Source organism: Rhodococcus sp. 1R11 (genome assembly GCF_004563845.1).
In the GTDB taxonomy this organism is placed as follows: Bacteria; Actinomycetota; Actinomycetes; order Mycobacteriales; family Mycobacteriaceae; genus Rhodococcoides.
Map to the genome: position 1 here is coordinate 1 of NZ_SPNG01000008.1, position 18,535 is coordinate 18,535.

An 18,535-nucleotide genomic window follows, 5' to 3' on the forward strand; every position below is an offset into this window, starting at 1 on the left:
CCGTTCGGTGGCGTCAAGCGTTCGGGTTTCGGGCGTGAGCTCGGGCGTCATGGGATCGACGAATTCGCGAACAAGAAGCTGATTCGTACCCTGCGTCAACCCTGAGGTCGGGGACAGTCACGCGCCCCGACGTTTGGGCGTGTGGCTGATCCGTCGGTAGAACAGAGCACGCGGACTGAGGAAAGTTGTCAGTCCGCGTGCTTTGTCTGCCCGCCACACCTTTTGTCCCAGTCGACCATGCTGCTCTCCAGCGGTGTCCCGTGGCTGCGGAACACGAGGTACACGACAACAACGGTGGACAGGACCGAGACGCCGGCGATCGCCGAAGCCGGTGGAATACCCGAGTTGAGTTCCGTTCGCGCCGAGTCCGTGAGTTTGCCGCCAGCGCGTCGGAAACTCGTGCTGCCGCATCTCTAGCAGCGCTGAGGCTTCTCCCTACATCTGCCGCTTGGCCTGAAACCTTACGACACCAGACTTGCATGGCAAGAAACGCGTGAACGAAAGTGAGCTATTCGAGATGACGACCAGTACTTCCGGAAGCGACGAGACCGCGGTTGCCTCCTACGCGCCGTCGGCCGAGTTCGCGGCGCAGGCGAACGCTCAGGCAGATCTGTACGCCGCCGCGGAGAAGGATCGACTCGGGTTCTGGGCGGAGCAGGCTCGCCGGCTGCACTGGCACACCCCGTTCACCGAAGTCCTTGACTGGTCCGACGCCCCCGTCGCCAAATGGTTCGCCGACGGCGAACTCAACGTCGCCTACAACTGCGTCGACCGCCACGTCATCGACGGCCACGGCGACCAGGTCGCCATCCACTGGGAAGGCGAACCCGGCGACAGCCGCGACATCACCTACTCCGATCTGCTCGCCGACGTCAGCCAGGCCGCCAACACCCTCACCGACCTCGGTCTCGTGTCCGGTGACCGCGTCGCGATCTACATGCCGATGATCCCCGAGGCCATCGTCTCGATCCTCGCGTGCGCTCGCCTCGGCCTGACCCACTCGGTCGTCTTCGCCGGCTTCTCCGCCACCGCACTGCGCTCGCGCATCGACGACGCCGAAGCCAAACTCGTCATCACCACCGACGGACAGTGGCGACGCGGCAAGCCCGCTCCCATCAAGGACACCGTCGACGAAGCAGTCGACGGGGCAGCCTCGATCGAACACGTGCTGGTCGTCAAGCGCACCGACTCCGACGTCGCCTGGACCGAGGGACGCGACCTGTGGTGGCACGAGACCGTCGCGAAGGCGTCGAAAGAGCATGAGGCGCAGCCTTTCCCGGCCGAGCACCCCCTGTTCATCCTCTACACCTCGGGTACGACGGGTAAGCCCAAGGGCATCATCCACACCTCCGGCGGCTACCTCACGCAGACCTCGTACACCCACCACAACGTCTTCGACCACAAGGCCGGCACGGACGTCTACTGGTGCACCGCCGACATCGGCTGGGTCACCGGACACTCCTACATCGTCTACGGACCGCTCTCGAACCGCGCCACCCAGGTGGTCTACGAGGGCACGCCCAATTCGCCCGACGAGCACCGGCACTGGAACGTCGTCGAGAAGTACAAGGTGTCGATCTACTACACCTCCCCCACCTTGGTGCGCACGTTCATGAAGTGGGGCAAGGAGATTCCCGAGGCACACGACCTGAGCTCGATCCGCCTGCTCGGCTCCGTCGGCGAGCCCATCAACCCCGAGGCATGGCGCTGGTTCCGCGACGTCGTAGGCGGCGGCAGCGCACCGATCGTCGACACCTGGTGGCAGACCGAGACCGGCGCGATCATGATCTCCCCGCTGCCCGGCGTCACCGCCACCAAGCCCGGCTCCGCGATGACCCCACTGCCGGGTATCTCGGCCAAGATCGTCGACGACGACGCCAAGCCACTGGGCAACGGCGGCAACGGATACCTCGTTCTCTCCGAGCCGTGGCCGGCGATGCTGCGCGGCATCTGGGGCGACATGGACCGCTACAAGGACACCTACTGGTCCCGCTACGCCGAAGAGGGCTGGTACTTCGCCGGCGACGGTGCCAAGTACGACGAGGACGGAGCCCTGTGGGTCCTCGGCCGCGTCGACGACGTCATGAACGTCTCCGGCCACCGCATCTCGACATCCGAAGTCGAGTCGGCCCTGGTCAGCCATCACAGTGTCGCCGAAGCAGCTGTCGTCGGTGCCGCCGACGAGACCACCGGTCAGGGCATCGTCGCGTTCGTCATCCTGCGCGCAGGTATGGAGAACACCGGCGACGAACTCATCAAGGAACTCAAAGCTCAAGTCTCGAAGGAGATTTCACCGATCGCCCGGCCACGCGAGATCTCCATCGTGCCGGAGCTGCCGAAGACCCGATCCGGCAAGATCATGCGCCGCCTCCTGCGCGACGTGGCCGAGGGCCGCGAACTCGGCGACGTCTCCACCCTCGTCGACCCGAAGGTGTTCGAGGGAATCAAGAAGGGACGCTGAAGTAGTTGAAGAACAACTGATCCCCTTCGCAGCCATGAGCACTGCACTGCTATCGGCTCCCTCACCTCCAACAAAAGATAGTCCGACGCCCTGACCTCTTCAGCACTGCGCCATAGGCAGTCCGAGGTGATTCCCGCCGCGCGTCTGACGGGCAAGAGCGATTGGAAGCGATCATGGAAGCCGTGGTTGCGTAGTACCGCGTACAAATTCCGTTCGGCGCGCTTCGCCCGGCGGGACCGAGCTGCCGACATCTCTGTCGTACATCACCGACAACGAAGTGTCCAAGCATCCGGAGGAGTTCGGCAAGGGTTTCATCGAGGGTGTCGCAAAGCCGGTGGCGGGCAACAATGCCTCTGCGGCAGGAACCCTCGCGCCGATCCTGTCCTTGCGTCTTCCCGCGAATGCAACTGCAACAGTCATGCTTGCCGCGTTGGCGTCGTACGAAGTTCAGGCCGGACCGACGTTGTCTCGACAAGGGATCACTACTGATCTGGACGTTGATCGCGAGCTTCTCACCATCGGACCACGAGTGGAACGTCAACTGCGCCTAACGCTGCAGCTCGGCGGTGCCGGGTGAACAGCGTCCTTCCACCGGCAACGTCCTCGAGCGCTTCGTGATCGAAGAACCCCTGGATCAGATCATCGACTGAGCGCAGTCCAGGCGCAGCAGCTTCTGCTGCGTGGCGGCCACCACGGCGCTCGCGCGTGAGCCGGCATCCATCTTGCGCAGGATGCTCTCCACGTGCGATGTCACCGTCCGCACCGAGATCGACCGCGGTACGGCGATCTCGCGATTGGAATGCCCGGACGCCATTGCCGACAGGATGTCGAGTTCTCTGGCGGACAGCCCATACGGAATGGGGTCCACCAGGACCTCCTGGACCAAGGCGGCCTCGTGCAGGCCCGAGTCGACAACGCGTGTCAGCGTCACCGACGACCACTTGTGATCAGTGGGCCACAGGCCGACCATGGCCGGGTTCAACGACCGCAAGAACCGTGCGACGACCGCGCCGAAGCGGGGGTCGACCACTGCGCCGGGGGCTGGGAAGCCATCGACCGGCCTCAGCTGTCCATGGCGGTCGATCACGCCAACCATGGCACCTTCGGGAGCCGGGGGCAGCAGAGCCGGCGGGCGGTCGGCGAGGGTGAGGCGGGAAAGTACCGTCGACAACGCCGAAACAAGTTCTTGCGCTCGATGATCGAATGTACCGGCCGATGTGGCCGATACGTGGAGCATCCCCGCATAAGCCCCGTCTTCGCGGTACAGACGAGTCGTCATACCGTCCAGGAATCCCGCAGGGCCCAGCACCTCGCAAAACGTGGGGGTATCGCGGTAACTCGGCAAGTCATCTATCCGCACCGGGCCGGACGCAATCTCCAAGACGCGATTTTCATCCGATGCCATGTATGGGTCGCCAAGAAATTCAACAGTCTCGGCGCGGTAGCCCGCGCTGGCAATCGGTCGATGCCGCCGTCGAGAACTGTCCCAAGCCAGAAGCGCCGCAGCCTCATGGTGCGTTCCCTGCTGCAGGAGCGTCAGAACGTCCCTGCCGGCATCGGCGTAGCCGGCGCATCCCGCTGCGTAGGACACATCGGTGAGAACCTGCGTGTAGAGATCAGTCATGGCACTCCTCGAGTGCTATCCGTTCAGTAATCAAAGCATCGAATCGTCGCTCTGTCGCGCTGTATCACGACGCCTCACGGCCACATTCGTCGACGCGCTGTGGGCACGCCCGATGGTCGCAACGGAACTCTCGAGGACCGGGGAGTGCAACGAGAGGTACGCGGTAGGTCCGACGATGCGCCGCGCATCGACCGATAATGACGCCAGTCCGACGAGTGCCTCGGGGCCGCGAACACTGGCGGTCTACTGATTCTGGCTGAGGACGGCCACATTGGCGTCCAGCCATTCTTTGACGAACACGAATACAGACATGCCTGCACCCATCTCACAACTGATTGTCCGGCAATCCAACAACTACAGTACTGCGGCCGTTCGATGAAAGTCAACGATGGTAGGCGACTGTGGTGGTGTACCCGGACAACTGGCCGACCGGCCGGCTCAGCCGGTTGCATTCCGCTGTCCCAGTGTCGGTGCACGGTGTGGACTGCAAAACCTGCAAAACTCAGGTCGACGGAGGCTGTCCAACTGGTCCTATTCCGCACATGTATCCATTTGATTTCTCGTCGCTCGTACAGCCGGTCCGGGGCTCGGGCCCCTGATGGTGCACACGACACGCTTGTCCGATCCGTTGGCCGTTGTCGCGGTTGACGAGGCAGCGGGGCGGACGCTGTGCGTCCGCACCTTCACGTTGTCTGCGAGTGCCTTGGAGTCGTCTATTCACTCCGTAGCGCCCGCAGGGCGCGTAGGTGCACTGCTGCCCACGAGCGGAACGGTCTCCACCCCTCGGTGATCTCGTCGATCGAGCGTCCTGTGCCGTAGCGTTTGGTGATTTCGTCGCTCAAATGTTTCTCGTTGCGCGGCAGCACATCTGGGAAGTTCGCCCCGCGAATCACCACGAGCTCGGCCGAGAACGGTCCCATGCCCAGGATCGTCTGCACCTGGACGAACGCTTCGGTCCAATGCAACGAGCGCAGGTGGGAGCCGGAGAGCTGGCCGTCGAGAGCGGCCTCGGCTATCGCTTGCAGGTACTCGGCCTTGCGCCCGGGCAGATCGAGTGACGCTGCGAGCAGGGTTGCTGGAGACGGAAAGGCTCCATCATCACCGAGTTGCTGCGTGAGTCGCGTCTTGATCGCCGCCGCCTGTTGTATCGGCAGGCGTTGCGTCAGCACCGACCACACGGCCGCTTCGTAGGGCGAGAAGAAGCCGCAGGGCCGGAACCCACTGAGTTGTGCCTGTGCATCGGCAATGACCCCATCGCGCGCCGCGACGTCGGGCCAACCGCGTCCATCGATGTCTATCGAGAGCAGCCGACGAACCTGCTCGGTCGCGGCGTCGAGCTCGCCCTGGCCCTCGACGACTATGCGGACAGACGGCCCGTCCTGGGTGATGACGGCATCGACTCGTTGCCAGTCGGTATCGCAGAGAAAGGCGGTGTGAATGCCCGCGGTCGGCGTTTGGGATACGAGTCTGCCGGGGGTGAAACCCTCCCAGAATCGCTTGCTGGTCTCGAGCGACCAGGGCCCGGCAATCTCGTGAATGCTCTCGAGTCGAGTCATGAATCAGGCCTTCTCGTGCAGAGCGATGGTGAATCCGTCGGCCGTCAGGGTGTCGCGGACCTGTAGTGGGAAGAAGCCGGGGCCGCTCGCGCTGATGAGTCTCTCCTTCTCGGTGTCGACATTCTGACATGTTGAACAGGTCAGAATGTTCAGCTTTCCTGCATCGATTTCGCAGTCGAATCGAGTATGGGTCCAGCCTGTCGCAATGCCGAACTCGCCCGAGGAAACTTCTTGACCGGACGGGTGCCAGGAGTTCGCGGACCTTTGCCGATGCCCCGGGATTGACTCTCGGACGGGCCATGTGAGGCCGAACTCGATCACGATGTCTTCGTCGCTCCCTCTGTGGTAAAGACTGCACCCCAGCATTTCTCGTCGGACTCGAGATTCTCCGGACACGGTGGGCCACGCTCTTTGCTTAGCCGTGTACGAAGACCGAGCATACAATTGCGGGTCGGTCTGATCCCGTTGTCGGTCGAACGTTTGTATGCTCGACTTCTACCGAATGGTCATGTCCGCAAATCCTTCCCATCGGCACGTCATGCATGCTGCATAGTCGCTGGTGATGTTGTCGGTTGGTATCACCGCCCGCTGCACCACTTCTGCCTGACAGCGGCCGCCGCAGGATGGACATCTCCGAGCGAAGTCGGATTCAGGGATGAGCCGGTATGTGGGCACAAACGTTCAGCTCCTCGTGGGTCCCGACCCTGAGTGAGGAATATCGTGTTGGGCGTTGTGCCCGATCGTATTTTGTTGATGGCTGCAGAGCCGGATGTACCCGGTCCGAGTTTCGTATTTCTGTGCGCTCGAAACTGACTTCTCCTCGAGTTTCGAGCTGAGCGCGATATGGAGCTCATCGGGCGGGCGCTTGGTGGACCCGCAATCAGCCTTTGGTGAAGAGCCGCTTCGATCGGATCCGTGTCCCTGGCGTCAGGGGTCGACAACGCCCGGCAGTGCGTTATTCCTGGACCGACGACTGACGCCAGAAACAGACCCAGCTTGTCAAAGCCGATCCGACAGGAATTCGCGCAATGCCGTCACGAAACGCTGATGCTGTTCGATCTGAGTCCAGTGACCGCACTTGCCGATCCCGTAAAGCCGGGCATTGGCCAAGTGTTCGAAGAACCACAGCGCCGAGTCGAAGGTAACGAACCGGTCTTCACGGCCATGAACGATCAGCACCTCGTGAGTGATAGCAGCTGCCTCGTCGGGCGTCAGTGACCACGGGTCGGAAGCGTTGAGACCGGCGAACGTGGCGACGTGGGATCGCGTCACATCCGGCCTCGACACGTGGGCCATCCGGCGTTCCGCCACTTGGCGGAGCTCATTTCCGAACAAAGACGGGTCGTAGACGAACGCCTCGAGCAGTGCGGTCATCGCCTCGGTGCTGGGCTTCTGGTAGAACCCGGCGAGCGCCGGAATCGAAGGCCCGGCAGGAATCGGTGCACCGCCCGATCCCATGAGCACGATTTTGTCGAGGCGATCGGGAATCCTTCGAGCAAGCTCGAGCGACCAGATCCCTCCCATGGAATTGCCGACGGGGGTAACACGTTCCAAGCCGAGCACGTCCAGCAACGCGATGAGGCTGTCGACCCGCGCAGTCGTGAACGCAGCCAGGCCCTGGGGAGGCGGATTCGGGTGCGTCGAGTCACCGAATCCAAGGACGTCGGGTGCCAAGCAGTAGTAGTCGTCGCTCAGGTCGCCCAGCACGGCCGACCAGTTGGACATGCCCGTCGCTCCAGGCCCGGACCCGTGCAGGAACAGCACCGCCGGGCGGGAAGGATCTCCCGCCTCGTTCAGCAGTAATCGATGGTCTCCAACGGTCACATTTCGGGTGGTGACCGTCTTCGCCGTAGTCATTGTCATTTCAGACCTCCTCAACGAGGACGATCATCGGGCCTGCCGAGCTATGCGTCCAAGCTCGGTTCCGATCGATGGAACGCGTGGCCCCGACGCCCCACGCCGACGTCACGGTCGCCCATCTCGTTCATCCCTGGCAATTGTCAACTGTTGCAACAGTATCCAGGTTGGCTCGCGCACCCGAGGGGTAGCGGTAACATCGGATCGCGCGCGCCGAAGCAACAAACATGGTGGGTTGAACACGGACGATCTCGCTGTTGTCTTGTCATGGCGGTCGGAGCGGCAGCGCAGTCCACCGGATCCGAGGTGGCTTCGCTGCTTAGCGCACCTTGGAAAAGTTGGTCGTCAGTTCACCGATAATGTCATCCCACAGCGCTTCGGGTATGTCGTGGGCCATCCCAGCGAACGTCACCCAACGGGACCCACGAATTGCCTTGGCGGCCGCACGGCCACACGTGGGGCGCATCATCTTGTCTGCTTGCCCATGAATCACCACTGTGGGAGCGGTAATCTTCTTGTCGTAGCGCACCAGGCTGCCGGTGCCGAGCATGGCGGCGTACTGGCGCGCGACTCCGTCGGGGTTGTAAGAACGGTCGTATGCCTCCGTGGCAACGGCGACCATCTGCTCCTCCGACGCTGGGTAGCCCGGGCTGCCGACGATCTTTGCGGTCCGCACAGCGTTGGCGATGACGCCCCCGCGCGAGGTGTCTTTGGACCGCGTCGTCGCCGCCCGCATCTGTTTCAGAGCCGGCAGGGGCAGCAGCGCCCGGTTATTGCTGGTGAAGATCAGGCCCAGAGTCTTGGTGCGGTGCTGATGCGTGGCTGCGAAAATCTGCCCGATCATTCCGCCCATCGACCCGCCGACGACGTGCGCCTTCTCGATCTGTAGATGGTCGAGCAGCGCCGCAGCGTCGTCGGCCATGTCCTCCAGTGTGTAGCCGGCCGCGTTTCGCAGTCCGACCTGGAAACGCAGCAGTCGGGGCAATAGCTTCGCGCCCGTGTCAAGGCCATCGAGCTTGCTGGAGAGCCCGATGTCGCGATTGTCGAAACGGATGACGCGGTACCCCTGATTGACCAGACGCTCGCAAAAACCCGTGCGCCAGTAAACCAACTGCGCACCCAACCCCATGATCAGGAGAACCGCGGGGTCGTTCACGTCGCCCATGTCCTCGTAGGCGATGTCGAGCTCGCCGGATTTGGCGATGCCGGTGCGGATGTCCATCAGGCCTCCAATTGGTAGGAAATGCTCGCGGCTGACCTCGACCCCGAAGATGGATAGGTCGACCATCAGGGGTGGGGCAATCGCTATCTGTTGTCCCGGGCTACTTCTCGAAAACAGGGCCAGTGCTCCTCCGAGGAGCCGGCGTGTAGCTCGGTGTACTGCTCGATTCGCCCGACGGCCTGAGGTGACTGATCTTTCGAGTGGTGACTGGGGTGGTCGACGCGATCCTAGGTACCAGCACGAAGGATCGTCGGCTGTCGGTTCCGATGGCTGGAACGTCGGGGTGCCACGACTGATTCGCGACCGCCTCAGGCTCACTTCCAGCGAATGGAACAGCGGATTGTCACCTCGATCGCTCGTCCGGAAGATCGAATTCGAGCAATGACCGAACCGTTGAATCAGTTGCCTGCGCGCTACAGGCGCTCGCGACACTACTGAGAGGGGCCCCGTGCCCAAGGGTTTGATCGCGCTGGCGATCGCGTCATTCGGCATCGGCTTGACCGAATTCGTCATCATGGGGCTCCTACCGAACATTGCCACGGAGTTCGCCGTGACAGAAGCCGTCGCAGGATGGCTGATCTCCGGCTACGCCCTCGCTGTCGTCGTGGGCGCACTCGTCGTGACGGCGGCGGTGACGCGGCTTCCACGCAAAGCCGTTCTCATCGGGTTGATGGGTCTGTTCATCGCAGGCAACCTACTGTCGGCGCTGGCCCCGAGCTATGCGGTACTGATGGGCGGTCGAGTTCTGGCGGCACTGTGTCATGGAGCGTTCTTCGGTATCGGGTCCGTGTTCGCCGCCAACATGGTTCCTGCCCATCGCAAAGCCGGTGCCATTGCCCTCATGTTCACTGGGCTCACTGCAGCCAACGTTCTAGGGGTGCCGTTCGGAACGCTACTGGGGCAGCAGTTCGGTTGGCGAGCGACGTTCTGGGCGATCACGCTCATCGGGGTGATTGCCACGGCCGGCATCGCTGTCCTGGCACCCAGAGATGATATGCAGGCCGAGTCGGCCCCGAGCCTGCGGCGCGAGATGAGGGCATTCACTCGCCTGCAGGTGTGGTTGTCGATCGCAGTGACCATCCTGGGATTCGGTGGCGTGTTCGGTGCGTTCACTTACATCGCCTTCACGCTGACAGAGGTTTCGGGATTCGCCTCCTCGACCGTGCCGTGGCTCCTGGTGCTTTTCGGTGTCGGGGGCTTCATCGGAAACGTCGTCGGAGGCAAGGCCGCGGACCGGTCGGTCGACCGGGCGCTGATCGTGTTCATCGCCGCTCTGGCCGTGAGCTTGGTGGGGTTTGCGCTCACTGCGCACAGCCGGCCTGCCACCATCGTCGCGCTGCTGGCGATGGGAGCCGCCGCCTTCGGCAGTGTTCCTGCCCTGCAGATGCGTGTCATGACGTTCGGTGATGAGGCACCGACGATGGCCTCGGCCGCCAACATCGGCGCATTCAACCTCGGCAATGCCCTCGGTGCCTGGATCGGCGGCCTTACCCTCACCGCCGGCTTCGGCTACACCTCACCTATCTGGGCCGGTGCCGCACTTACCGCATCCGCCCTACTGGTTCTCTGTGTCGCAATCACCTCGGGTAGCCGGACGAAGAACAACGGCCTGACGGCGTCCCCAGGAATACCGCGCCCGGTGAGCTGATCGAAATCTGGTAGGACCGCGTGCCGGCTACCTGTCATGAGACCTCGGATCCATCCGGTGATTGCAATGGACCGGAGTCATCGGTGAAAGCTGTTCGAATCGGCAGAAGTCGGTCAGCGAGATATCCGGATGAAGAGCGATCGCGAGTGAAGACGTTCCAACTGCCAGGTGGTAACCACTGTAGAGGTCACTGATTCCGACCACCGGAACGGTGTATATCGAACATGTTGCTGTGCAATTAATTTCGCAGCAGTCTCGACTGTGCGTCGTCGAAATACGTAAAGTGAAAGGTTCCCGATATGAGTGCTTTCCTCGGTCTTGGGATGACCCATTACCCCATGATCATCGGCGACGACGAGCACATGGCGGGCGTGCTTCGGTGGACGCTGCAGGACCCCGACATCCCCGACGAAGCGAAGGACACGGCGAACTGGCCGGCATCGATGGTCGCGGACTGGTCCGACGACGATGGGGCCGCTGCCGCCGCTCGACATCGAGATGCGTTGCGAGTCAACCTCGCAAAATGCCGGGAGGCGCTCGATGCCTTCCAACCCGACCTGGTGGTCGTATGGGGCGACGATCAATACGAGAATTTCCGCGAGGAGGTCGTGCCGCCGTTCTGCGTGCTCGCCTACGACGATCTCGATGTCCATCCCTTCACGATGGTGAACGAACAGGGCAATCCGAACTACTGGGGCTTGCCGAAGGACTCGACTTTCGTTCTGCATGGAGACGCAGCCGCCTCTCGCTCACTGGTCGACGCATTGCTCGTCGACGGATTCGACATGGCGTACTCCTACCGCAAACGCGAAGGCGAGAAATTTCCGCATTCCATCATGAACACACAGCTATTTCTGGATTACGACAACGTCGGCCGAGGGTTTCCGTATCCGATAGTGCCGATGACTGTCAATTGCTACGGCGAGCACGCAATAGCGCGCCGTGGCGGTTTCACCAGATTTGCCGACATTGCTGTCGAGCAATTGGACCCGGCAGGTCCGTCTCCCAAACGGTGCTTCGATCTGGGCCGCGCTGTTGCCCGCGCGTATCGCGACACGGACAAGCGAATCGCGATGGTGGCGTCGTCGAGTTGGTCTCATGCATTTCTGCACGACAGGGGTTGGCACATAAGGCCCGACACGGCCGCCGATCAGAAGCTCTACGACGCATTGGTTGTCGGCGACTTCGAAGCCTGGCAGAGCGTGACGACCCGGGAGATCGTCGACGCCGGACAGCACGAGATGCTCAATTGGTTCTGCCTGCTCGGTGCCGTCGCCGAGCTGGGACTGACTTTGACCTGGTCCACCTTGGTCCCTTCCGACGTCTTCAACTCCAACAAGTGCTTTGCCGTCTACGAGGAGCAGGAATGACAACAATCGACGATCCAGTGGCCGCCGCCGTTCTCTCCGGATCAACGCTGGTAAGAGAGGATTCGGCCCAGGGGCGATTCCGGGTAAATCGCGACGCAATGACGTCCTCCGAGATTTTCGACGAAGAGCGTAGGAAAGTCTTCGACCACTCGTGGCTGTACGTCGGACACGAGTCCGAGGTCCCCAATCGCGGTGACTATGTACGTCGCTCCGTCGGTGGACGTCCACTCTTCATGGTTCGTGGTTCCAAGACCGGCGAGGTCAACGTCTTCCACAACACCTGCACTCATCGTGGTGCGGTGGTGTGCCGACAAGGCAACGGCAACAGTAAGACATTCCAGTGCTTCTACCACGCTTGGACTTTCAACAGTGAAGGTAGTCTGGTCGGGGTCCCGGACCGCGAAGCCTATGCAGGCACTCTCGACATGGGCCAACTCGGCCTGGCGCGGCCGGCCCGATCGGAGAGCTACCGGGGCTTCGTCTTCGCGAGCTACGACCCCGACATCGTCGACTTGACGACATACCTGGCTGATGCGCGCCCGTATCTCGACAACATCATCGACGCCCAACGCGATGCTCAGATCCTCCACGGAACCCATGAGTACAACATGCAGGCCAACTGGAAACTGTTGGTAGAAAACAGTATCGATGGATACCATGCCGTTCCCACGCACGACACCTACTTCAAGTATCTTGCCGACCTCGGCACGGATTTGGGTGAAGGGGTGCACGGAGAGGGGCGAAGTCTCGGCAATGGGCACGCGGTAATCGAGTACCGCGGCCCGTGGGGGCGACCAATAGCCAAGTGGGAGGCGCTTTTCGGGGAGGATGCGAAGCCGGAAATGGCAAGCGCGCGCGCTGATCTGGCGAAGAAGTTCGGTGAAGAGCGCGCGACGCTGATGTGTGACTACAACCGAAACCTGTTGATCTACCCTAATTTGATCATCAACGACATCATGGCTCTGACCGTGCGAACATTCATGCCGACCTCCCCGACGAACGTCGACGTCACGGCATGGCAGATGGCACCCTCGGATGAACTTCCCGAAGTTCGGCAACGCAGGCTGGACAGCTTCCTGACCTTCCTCGGGCCCGGCGGATTCGCGACTCCCGACGACATCGAAGCGCTGGAATCATGTCAGCAAGGGTTCGCGAGCGGGGGAGTCGAGTGGAACGACATCTCGCGCGGGATGGACCGCAATCCCAAAGCAACCGACGAGGAACAGATGCGCGCGTTCTGGCGTCGCTGGCGCGATCAGATGGACGGGCGGCGATGAACATGTCCCAGCTCTCCGCGATTTCCGAAGTCACGCGTCAAGATGTCGAAGACTTGCTCTTCGAGGAGGCGGAGCTACTCGATGACTGGAAGCTCGATCAGTGGCTCACGATGTACACCGACGATGCCCGGTACGTCGTACCTCCGACCGACGACCGTGACGCCGATGCGTCCTCGTCGCTGATGCTCATAGACGACAACAGGATGCGCATGGGTGCGCGGGTGGATCGGCTGAACAGCCGTAAGGCACATCGCGAGTACCCACATTCGAACCTGCGGCACCTCGTGTCCAACGTCCGACTCGACTCTCCGGACCGAGACGAGCTGTCGGTGAAAGCATCGTTCGCTGTGTATCGAAGCCGTGCCGGTCGGGATATGTGCTACTTCGGACGCTACCGCTACCTGCTGGTGATCATCGACGGCAGACTTCTGATCCGATCCAAGAGGGTCGAACTCGATATGACCACGCTGCGCTCGACCGGTGATGTGGGAGTGATCCTGTGACTCGTTCAGATATGACGGGCACCCATTTCGACGCCGCGAACCCGGCGATCGGCAAACGCGTCGTTGCGGGCGGAATCGACACCAATTATCTCGATGAAGGGAGAGGCAGCGGTGTGCCTGTCGTTCTTCTTCACGGGTCCGGTCCCGGAGTATCAGGCTACGCCAACTGGCGATTGACGATACCCACGCTCGCTGTCGACCGCCGAGTCCTGGCTCCCGATCTCGTCGGCTTCGGTTACAGCGAACGGCCCAGGGACTACCGGTATGTCATGGACGCCTGGATCGGTCAGGTCCAGGACTTCGTCGATGCTCTCGGTCTCGATCGATATTCATTGGTAGGCAACAGCTTCGGTGGCGCACTGGCCCTTCGCCTGGCCGCCGAGAATCACGACCGAATCGACCGTTTGGTGTTGATGGGAAGTGTGGGTGTACCGTTCGAGATCACCGAGGGCCTCGACGCAGTGTGGGGTTACGAACCTTCCGTGGACGCGATGCGCCGCGTGCTCGATTACTTTGCTCACAACCGTGCGTTGATCGACGACGACCTCGCTGAAGCACGCTACCAAGGCAGCATCCAACCCGGTTTTCACGAGTCCTACGCGGCGATGTTTCCTGCTCCGCGTCAGCGCTGGGTCGACGCGATGGTCACCGATGACGACGCGATCCGTTCCATCACTTGCCCGACCTTGATCGTGCACGGACGCGAGGACAAAGTCATTCCGAGATCGACGTCGGCCCGTCTGTTCGACTTGATTCCCGACGCCCGTTTGCACATGTTCGGGCGATGCGGCCACTGGACCCAGATCGAACATGCTGCGGAGTTCAACGCACTGGTGTCGTCTTTCCTGGCCACGTGAAACCGCTGATGCTCGACTCGGGTTCCTGTCGTCAGTAGCCGAACGGTTTCGAGTTCGTCGACCTTTGTGACCACGTAATCGTCGGGGGGGGGGGGGCATCGCGGACGGGCCGTCAGCACGGCGGCCGGAGCCGGGAAGTCCGGTGTTTCCAAGAGTGGGGTCTTCGTGCCGGGGATCGACAGGGTGCCGCAGCCCCCGTCGACGAAGTGGTCTCCGCTCGATCGTCCTGATCGAGCGGAAGGGCAGGAAGCGGGTGGGTGTGACTACTGATACGACCACGAGGAAGGCCGCCGTGTACGGGGCCGTCCGTTTGTCGGTTGCAAATGCGCTGCAGATACTCGAACGCAAGATGGGACCCGCATGAATACTGTCGAGCAGCCGACCACCGTGCCGGACCTCACTCTGGCGGACCGGTGCACATACTGGGCCTCGCTCACCCCGAACGCGCCGTGCCTCACCTCCGGAGAGACGACCCGAAGTTGGGCCTCCGTGATGGAGCGCTGCCGGTGCCTTGCCGCTGGTCTGGCGTCGCACGGGCGCGGTGCGCGGATCATCTACCTGGGCCGTAACAGCACGGTCTTCATCGAACTTGCAATTGCCTCGTCATTGGCCGGCACGGTGCTCACGGCAGTCAACTGGAGGCTCGCGGCACCGGAGATGGCACAGATAGTCGAGCATTCGAATTCTGCGCTGGCCTTCGTCGATCACGAGTTCGCCGAGCGGTGGGCCGGCGCGTGGTCGACCTCGCCGATCCCCACCGTGTATTTCGGCGGCGGCGGCGATGAGTACGAGCACTGGCTGGCGGAGCACGAGCCGATCGCACCACATCACCCGGGGCCGACACCCGACGACATCGCCTTGCAGATGTACACCTCCGGCACGACTGGTCTACCCAAAGGGGCGCTGTTCAGCCACGCTGCATTGAAGGGTGTCGAACTGAGCGCTGGTGCGATGAAGGTCACGAACGACTCGACCATGCTCGTGGTCATCCCAATCTTTCACGCGGGGGGTGCCGGCGCTGCAATGATTGCTTTGCGTGCGGGCGCACACCTCGTGATGTCCGCTGACACGTCCGCCGACGCCCTCGCGACCGCGGTAGAGCGCTACGCCGTCACGTGCATGATGCTGGTACCGACACTCCTGAACGAAATGCTGTCGCGGCCTACCGCGATGGCTCGCGACCTGAGCAGCCTCCAGGTGATCTCCTACTGCGGGTCGCCCATCACACCGACGCTGCTCGCGCGGTGCCTCGAGGAATTCGAGTGTGGTCTGGTGCAGCTCTACGGACTGACGGAAGTCACCGGCATCTCGGTGTTGCAGATCGAGGATCACCTCGATACCGGGCACCCCGAACGACTGCGGTCGGTCGGACGTGCTCTCCCGGGAGTGGTCATCAAGATCATCGACCCTATGAGCGGCGTCGACGTAGGCCCGGGCGAAACCGGTGAAATTTGCGTCATGGCCCCAACGGTGATGAGCGGCTACTTCCAGGCACCCGAACGCACTGCCGAGATGTTCACCGGCGACGGATTCCTGCGCACGGGCGACGGAGGCTACGTACTGGACGGCTACCTCTACCTCCGCGACCGCATCAAGGACATGGTCATCAGCGGAGGCGAAAATGTGTATCCCGTGGAGGTCGAAAAGGTCCTGGTGGCATGCCCCGGCGTGGCCGACGTGGCCGTGATCGGTGTGCCGTCCGACCGATGGGGCGAGACCGTCAAGGCCATAGTGGTGCCGACCACGGATGGTGCATGCACCGTCGAGGGGGTAATGGCGTTCGCCCGGCTGCACTTGGCCGGTTACAAGTGTCCTACCTCCGTGGAGCTGGTCAACGCCCTACCGCGGAACGCCTCCGGCAAGTTGCTCAAGCGCGTCGTACGCGAACAGGACTGGATCGCGTCGCACCGCGTATAAGCATTGTCCGCACCATCGATCAAGCCCGGCCCCCAACTGAGGGCCGGGCTTGATCGATGGTGCTTTCCGAGATCAGCCGGCGTCGGCGGTTGCCGCGTCGTCGGCAGGGGACAGCTCGAGACGCTTGCCGTTGAACGGGAGGCCGAGAGGATCTTTCTCCTCGGGGGGCAGCACCTCGCCCGTCACGAGTTCGTTCCACCTCCGCCACCACGTGCGCATTTGCAACTCGTCCTGGCCGGAGACGACCGAAGAGGACATACCGCGTGAAATATCGGACCAGCCCAGCTCCTTGTACGTCGCGAACCCGCGCTGAGCACTCTCGAGGGCCTCGACATCATCGGGCGACGCCAAGCCGCCGGGGCCCCAGAAGGTCAGGAAGTTGTCGAGTCGCTGTGCGAGCAGGTCCGGGCCCTCCTCCGGAGGCACGATGTGCCACGCGCTCACCTCCATGTAGTCGGGGGTGATCGGGTCGATCTTGCGTATGACGACCCCCATGACGAGGTCGATGATGATCAAATTGGGGAAGATCACCAGATTGCGTTGGCCGCGCAAACGAGTCGCCCAGTCGTCGCCGTGCTTCTCGGCGATAGCCGCGTATCGCGCCGCGCGTTCGGCGTGGCCCTCCGGTGACAGCGGACGCCCCAGGAGCTCTTCCGAACCGGGAGGCGACGCGACAACGGCATGCCCGTTTCCGAGCGCGATACCGCGCTCCTTGCCGACCAACGACAAGTCCAAGCCGTCCCTGGAAGCCGACACCATCTCGAAGTATCGCTGGTGGGTCGATAATGCGTGGTAGCCGTCGATACTGTTCTCTACCAGCAACTTCCAGTTGGCCTTGACCGAGTATTCGTGTGTTCCCTCGATGACCTGCATGCCCAATTCGGACTGGTCGGCGATGAGGTCGATGTACTCCCTGGCTCCGGCCAGGTACGTCTCCAGATCGACGATGTCGGGATCGAAGCTCGCGAACACGAAGCCTCGATAAGACGACAGACGCGGAGGCTTGGCCAGACCCGGGCGCTCGAAGTTCTCCCCGTAGGATTGGTCACCCGGCATCGAGACCTGCTCGCCGGCGATGTTGAACGTCCAACCGTGGTAGAAGCATGTCATGAACCGAGCGTTGCCCTCGGGCTCGCGGCAGATCATGGCCCCGCGGTGCGGGCACGAGTTGAGCCACACGCGGATTTCGCCCTTGCCGTCGCGAGCGAAAATAATGGGCCGTCCGGCCAGCTTCCGCGTCTTGAAGCTGTGAGGTTTCGCCAGCTCGGACTCGTGACCGACATAGAGCCAGCTCTTGTCGAACACATTCTTCTGCTCCTGCATCAGAACGGCAGTGTCGATCATGGTCTCGCGGTTCACCTTGAACTGCGGCATTTCGCGGTCGTCGAGTACGTATTCGGACATGTCACATCTTCCTGTTGATGGGTCGGTGTCGGTGTGGGGCTTGGCTGCCGAAGGTCATGAGAGAGAGCGCCGCGCGTTCCAGGCGAGCGCGAGGGGGGTCAGCCGCGGCTGCACCCGAAGATTGAGCCACTCGATCGTGCGCTGCCAGTAGTCGTAGGACGCGGCGATCTCGATCGACTCACTGGACGGCCGATGGAAGTCGTCACCGACACTCGGGTACCGAACCAGTTGGGTGAAGACGGGGGAGTCTTCCCGCAGGACCGTCTCGAGCTCGTCGCAGGCTGTCGCAGGAGCCGTCAGGTCTTCCTCGCCGAACAAGCCGAGCCACGGGGTTCGGACCAGCGGCGCGAGGCGGGCAACGGCGGCGGACAGATGACCGTCACCTGCGGCAATCGCGGTCGGCGAAACACTGATGGCCGCACCGAGCCCGAAGCGTGCGCTCGCCGACAACGCCACGCGGCCACCGAGACCGTATCCGAGGAGCGCTGTCTGCTCGCTTTCCCAACCGCGCCGAGCGACGTGGGCCAATAGTGATTCCACAACGCTCTCGAGTTGGTCTTCGGTGCCGTCGATTCCGCGTAGGTCGGCTGCTACGCCTTCGTAACCGTGGGTCGCGAGGTCGTTGAGGTGCTGAGTGGAATCGGACTCGAAGTCGCCTCCGGGGCCGAGTAGCAGCAACACTGCGCCGCGGGGGATGCCGCCCAGGTCGATCTGGGAGATGGCCACAGACCCGAGCTGCGAGTCGACAGTGTCCTCGCGCGGTCTGATGCTAACGGCAGATGCCATGAACAGAACTCCTGATGTCGTCGAGCCGGACCGAGGCGCGGATAACCGGGAGT

The 18,535-nt window shown here is 62.4% G+C and carries 14 protein-coding genes and 1 pseudogene; 9 read left to right on the forward strand and 6 right to left on the reverse strand.

What is annotated here, in order from left to right; all coding sequences use genetic code 11:
- The 3 genes and pseudogenes from E4P29_RS15085 to E4P29_RS15095 all read left to right on the forward strand — a co-directional run.
- Window positions 1-105, forward strand: a 105-nt coding sequence (locus E4P29_RS15085) for an aldehyde dehydrogenase family protein (protein WP_135045936.1), incomplete at its 5' end; no start/stop codon positions are given.
- Between the two features lie 412 nt (window positions 106-517).
- Complete coding sequence (acs, locus tag E4P29_RS15090; RefSeq protein WP_135045938.1) at window positions 518-2,461, forward strand: acetate--CoA ligase; 1,944 nt, start codon at window positions 518-520, stop codon at window positions 2,459-2,461.
- An 84-nt stretch (window positions 2,462-2,545) separates the two neighbouring features.
- A pseudogene (locus E4P29_RS15095) lies at window positions 2,546-2,984 on the forward strand (tripartite tricarboxylate transporter permease); the annotation flags it as partial.
- A 111-nt stretch (window positions 2,985-3,095) separates the two neighbouring features.
- Here the strand turns inward: E4P29_RS15095 and E4P29_RS15100 are convergent.
- From E4P29_RS15100 to E4P29_RS15115, 4 genes are all read right to left on the reverse strand, one after another.
- The gene (locus E4P29_RS15100) at window positions 3,096-4,085 is read right to left on the reverse strand and encodes a helix-turn-helix transcriptional regulator (protein ID WP_135045940.1); all 990 of its coding nucleotides are present in this window, start codon (window positions 4,083-4,085) and stop codon (window positions 3,096-3,098) included.
- A gap of 713 nt (window positions 4,086-4,798) precedes the next feature.
- Entirely contained in the window at window positions 4,799-5,641 is an 843-nt protein-coding gene (locus E4P29_RS15105) for a DNA-3-methyladenine glycosylase (protein ID WP_135045942.1), read from the reverse strand.
- Window positions 5,642-6,640: 999 nt separating this feature from the next.
- Window positions 6,641-7,504 carry an alpha/beta hydrolase gene (locus E4P29_RS15110; protein WP_209205417.1) on the reverse strand — a complete coding sequence of 288 codons (864 nt, stop codon included), beginning with the start codon at window positions 7,502-7,504 and terminating at the stop codon, window positions 6,641-6,643.
- Between the two features lie 313 nt (window positions 7,505-7,817).
- A complete protein-coding gene (locus E4P29_RS15115) occupies window positions 7,818-8,720 on the reverse strand; it encodes an alpha/beta hydrolase (protein WP_135045944.1) in 903 nt (300 codons plus the stop codon).
- 448 nt (window positions 8,721-9,168) lie between these two features.
- Between E4P29_RS15115 and E4P29_RS15120 the strand changes: the two genes are divergently transcribed.
- The 6 genes from E4P29_RS15120 (at window position 9,169) to E4P29_RS15145 (ending at window position 16,292) form a co-directional block, all read left to right on the forward strand.
- Window positions 9,169-10,368 carry an MFS transporter gene (locus E4P29_RS15120; RefSeq protein ID WP_135045946.1) on the forward strand — a complete coding sequence of 400 codons (1,200 nt, stop codon included), beginning with the start codon at window positions 9,169-9,171 and terminating at the stop codon, window positions 10,366-10,368.
- 299 nt (window positions 10,369-10,667) lie between these two features.
- A complete protein-coding gene (locus E4P29_RS15125; protein WP_135045948.1) occupies window positions 10,668-11,738 on the forward strand; it encodes an extradiol ring-cleavage dioxygenase in 1,071 nt (356 codons plus the stop codon).
- Window positions 11,735-13,015: an aromatic ring-hydroxylating dioxygenase subunit alpha gene (locus E4P29_RS15130; RefSeq protein ID WP_135045950.1), complete on the forward strand. Its 1,281-nt coding sequence runs from the start codon at window positions 11,735-11,737 to the stop codon at window positions 13,013-13,015. Before E4P29_RS15125 ends, E4P29_RS15130 begins: the two co-directional genes overlap by 4 nt.
- On the forward strand, window positions 13,012-13,518 hold the full coding sequence (locus tag E4P29_RS15135; protein WP_135045952.1) for an aromatic-ring-hydroxylating dioxygenase subunit beta: 507 nt from the start codon (window positions 13,012-13,014) through the stop codon (window positions 13,516-13,518). Before E4P29_RS15130 ends, E4P29_RS15135 begins: the two co-directional genes overlap by 4 nt.
- Before the next feature lie 11 nt (window positions 13,519-13,529).
- Entirely contained in the window at window positions 13,530-14,375 is an 846-nt protein-coding gene (locus E4P29_RS15140) for an alpha/beta fold hydrolase (RefSeq protein ID WP_135046260.1), read from the forward strand.
- 360 nt (window positions 14,376-14,735) lie between these two features.
- The gene (locus E4P29_RS15145; protein WP_135045954.1) at window positions 14,736-16,292 is read left to right on the forward strand and encodes an AMP-binding protein; all 1,557 of its coding nucleotides are present in this window, start codon (window positions 14,736-14,738) and stop codon (window positions 16,290-16,292) included.
- 72 nt (window positions 16,293-16,364) lie between these two features.
- Here E4P29_RS15145 and E4P29_RS15150 read toward each other — a convergent pair whose 3' ends face one another.
- Both E4P29_RS15150 and E4P29_RS15155 read right to left on the reverse strand, forming a co-directional pair.
- Entirely contained in the window at window positions 16,365-17,696 is a 1,332-nt protein-coding gene (locus E4P29_RS15150; protein WP_135045956.1) for an aromatic ring-hydroxylating dioxygenase subunit alpha, read from the reverse strand.
- Window positions 17,697-17,750: 54 nt separating this feature from the next.
- Complete coding sequence (locus E4P29_RS15155) at window positions 17,751-18,482, reverse strand: dienelactone hydrolase family protein (protein WP_167735492.1); 732 nt, start codon at window positions 18,480-18,482, stop codon at window positions 17,751-17,753.
- Window positions 18,483-18,535: the final 53 nt, after the last annotated feature.

Bases quoted from the DNA above. Each gene is read 5' to 3' on its own strand.
- E4P29_RS15155 (WP_167735492.1), bottom strand. From the start codon at position 18,482: ATGGCATCTGCCGTTAGCATCAGACCGCGCGAGGACACTGTCGACTCG.
- E4P29_RS15125 (WP_135045948.1), top strand. From the start codon at position 10,668: ATGAGTGCTTTCCTCGGTCTTGGGATGACCCATTACCCCATGATCATC.
- E4P29_RS15140 (WP_135046260.1), top strand. From the start codon at position 13,530: ATGACGGGCACCCATTTCGACGCCGCGAACCCGGCGATCGGCAAACGC.
- acs (WP_135045938.1), top strand. From the start codon at position 518: ATGACGACCAGTACTTCCGGAAGCGACGAGACCGCGGTTGCCTCCTAC.
- E4P29_RS15110 (WP_209205417.1), bottom strand. From the start codon at position 7,504: ATGACAATGACTACGGCGAAGACGGTCACCACCCGAAATGTGACCGTT.
- E4P29_RS15135 (WP_135045952.1), top strand. From the start codon at position 13,012: ATGAACATGTCCCAGCTCTCCGCGATTTCCGAAGTCACGCGTCAAGAT.
- E4P29_RS15145 (WP_135045954.1), top strand. From the start codon at position 14,736: ATGAATACTGTCGAGCAGCCGACCACCGTGCCGGACCTCACTCTGGCG.
- E4P29_RS15105 (WP_135045942.1), bottom strand. From the start codon at position 5,641: ATGACTCGACTCGAGAGCATTCACGAGATTGCCGGGCCCTGGTCGCTC.
- E4P29_RS15100 (WP_135045940.1), bottom strand. From the start codon at position 4,085: ATGACTGATCTCTACACGCAGGTTCTCACCGATGTGTCCTACGCAGCG.
- E4P29_RS15115 (WP_135045944.1), bottom strand. From the start codon at position 8,720: ATGGACATCCGCACCGGCATCGCCAAATCCGGCGAGCTCGACATCGCC.
- E4P29_RS15150 (WP_135045956.1), bottom strand. From the start codon at position 17,696: ATGTCCGAATACGTACTCGACGACCGCGAAATGCCGCAGTTCAAGGTG.
- E4P29_RS15130 (WP_135045950.1), top strand. From the start codon at position 11,735: ATGACAACAATCGACGATCCAGTGGCCGCCGCCGTTCTCTCCGGATCA.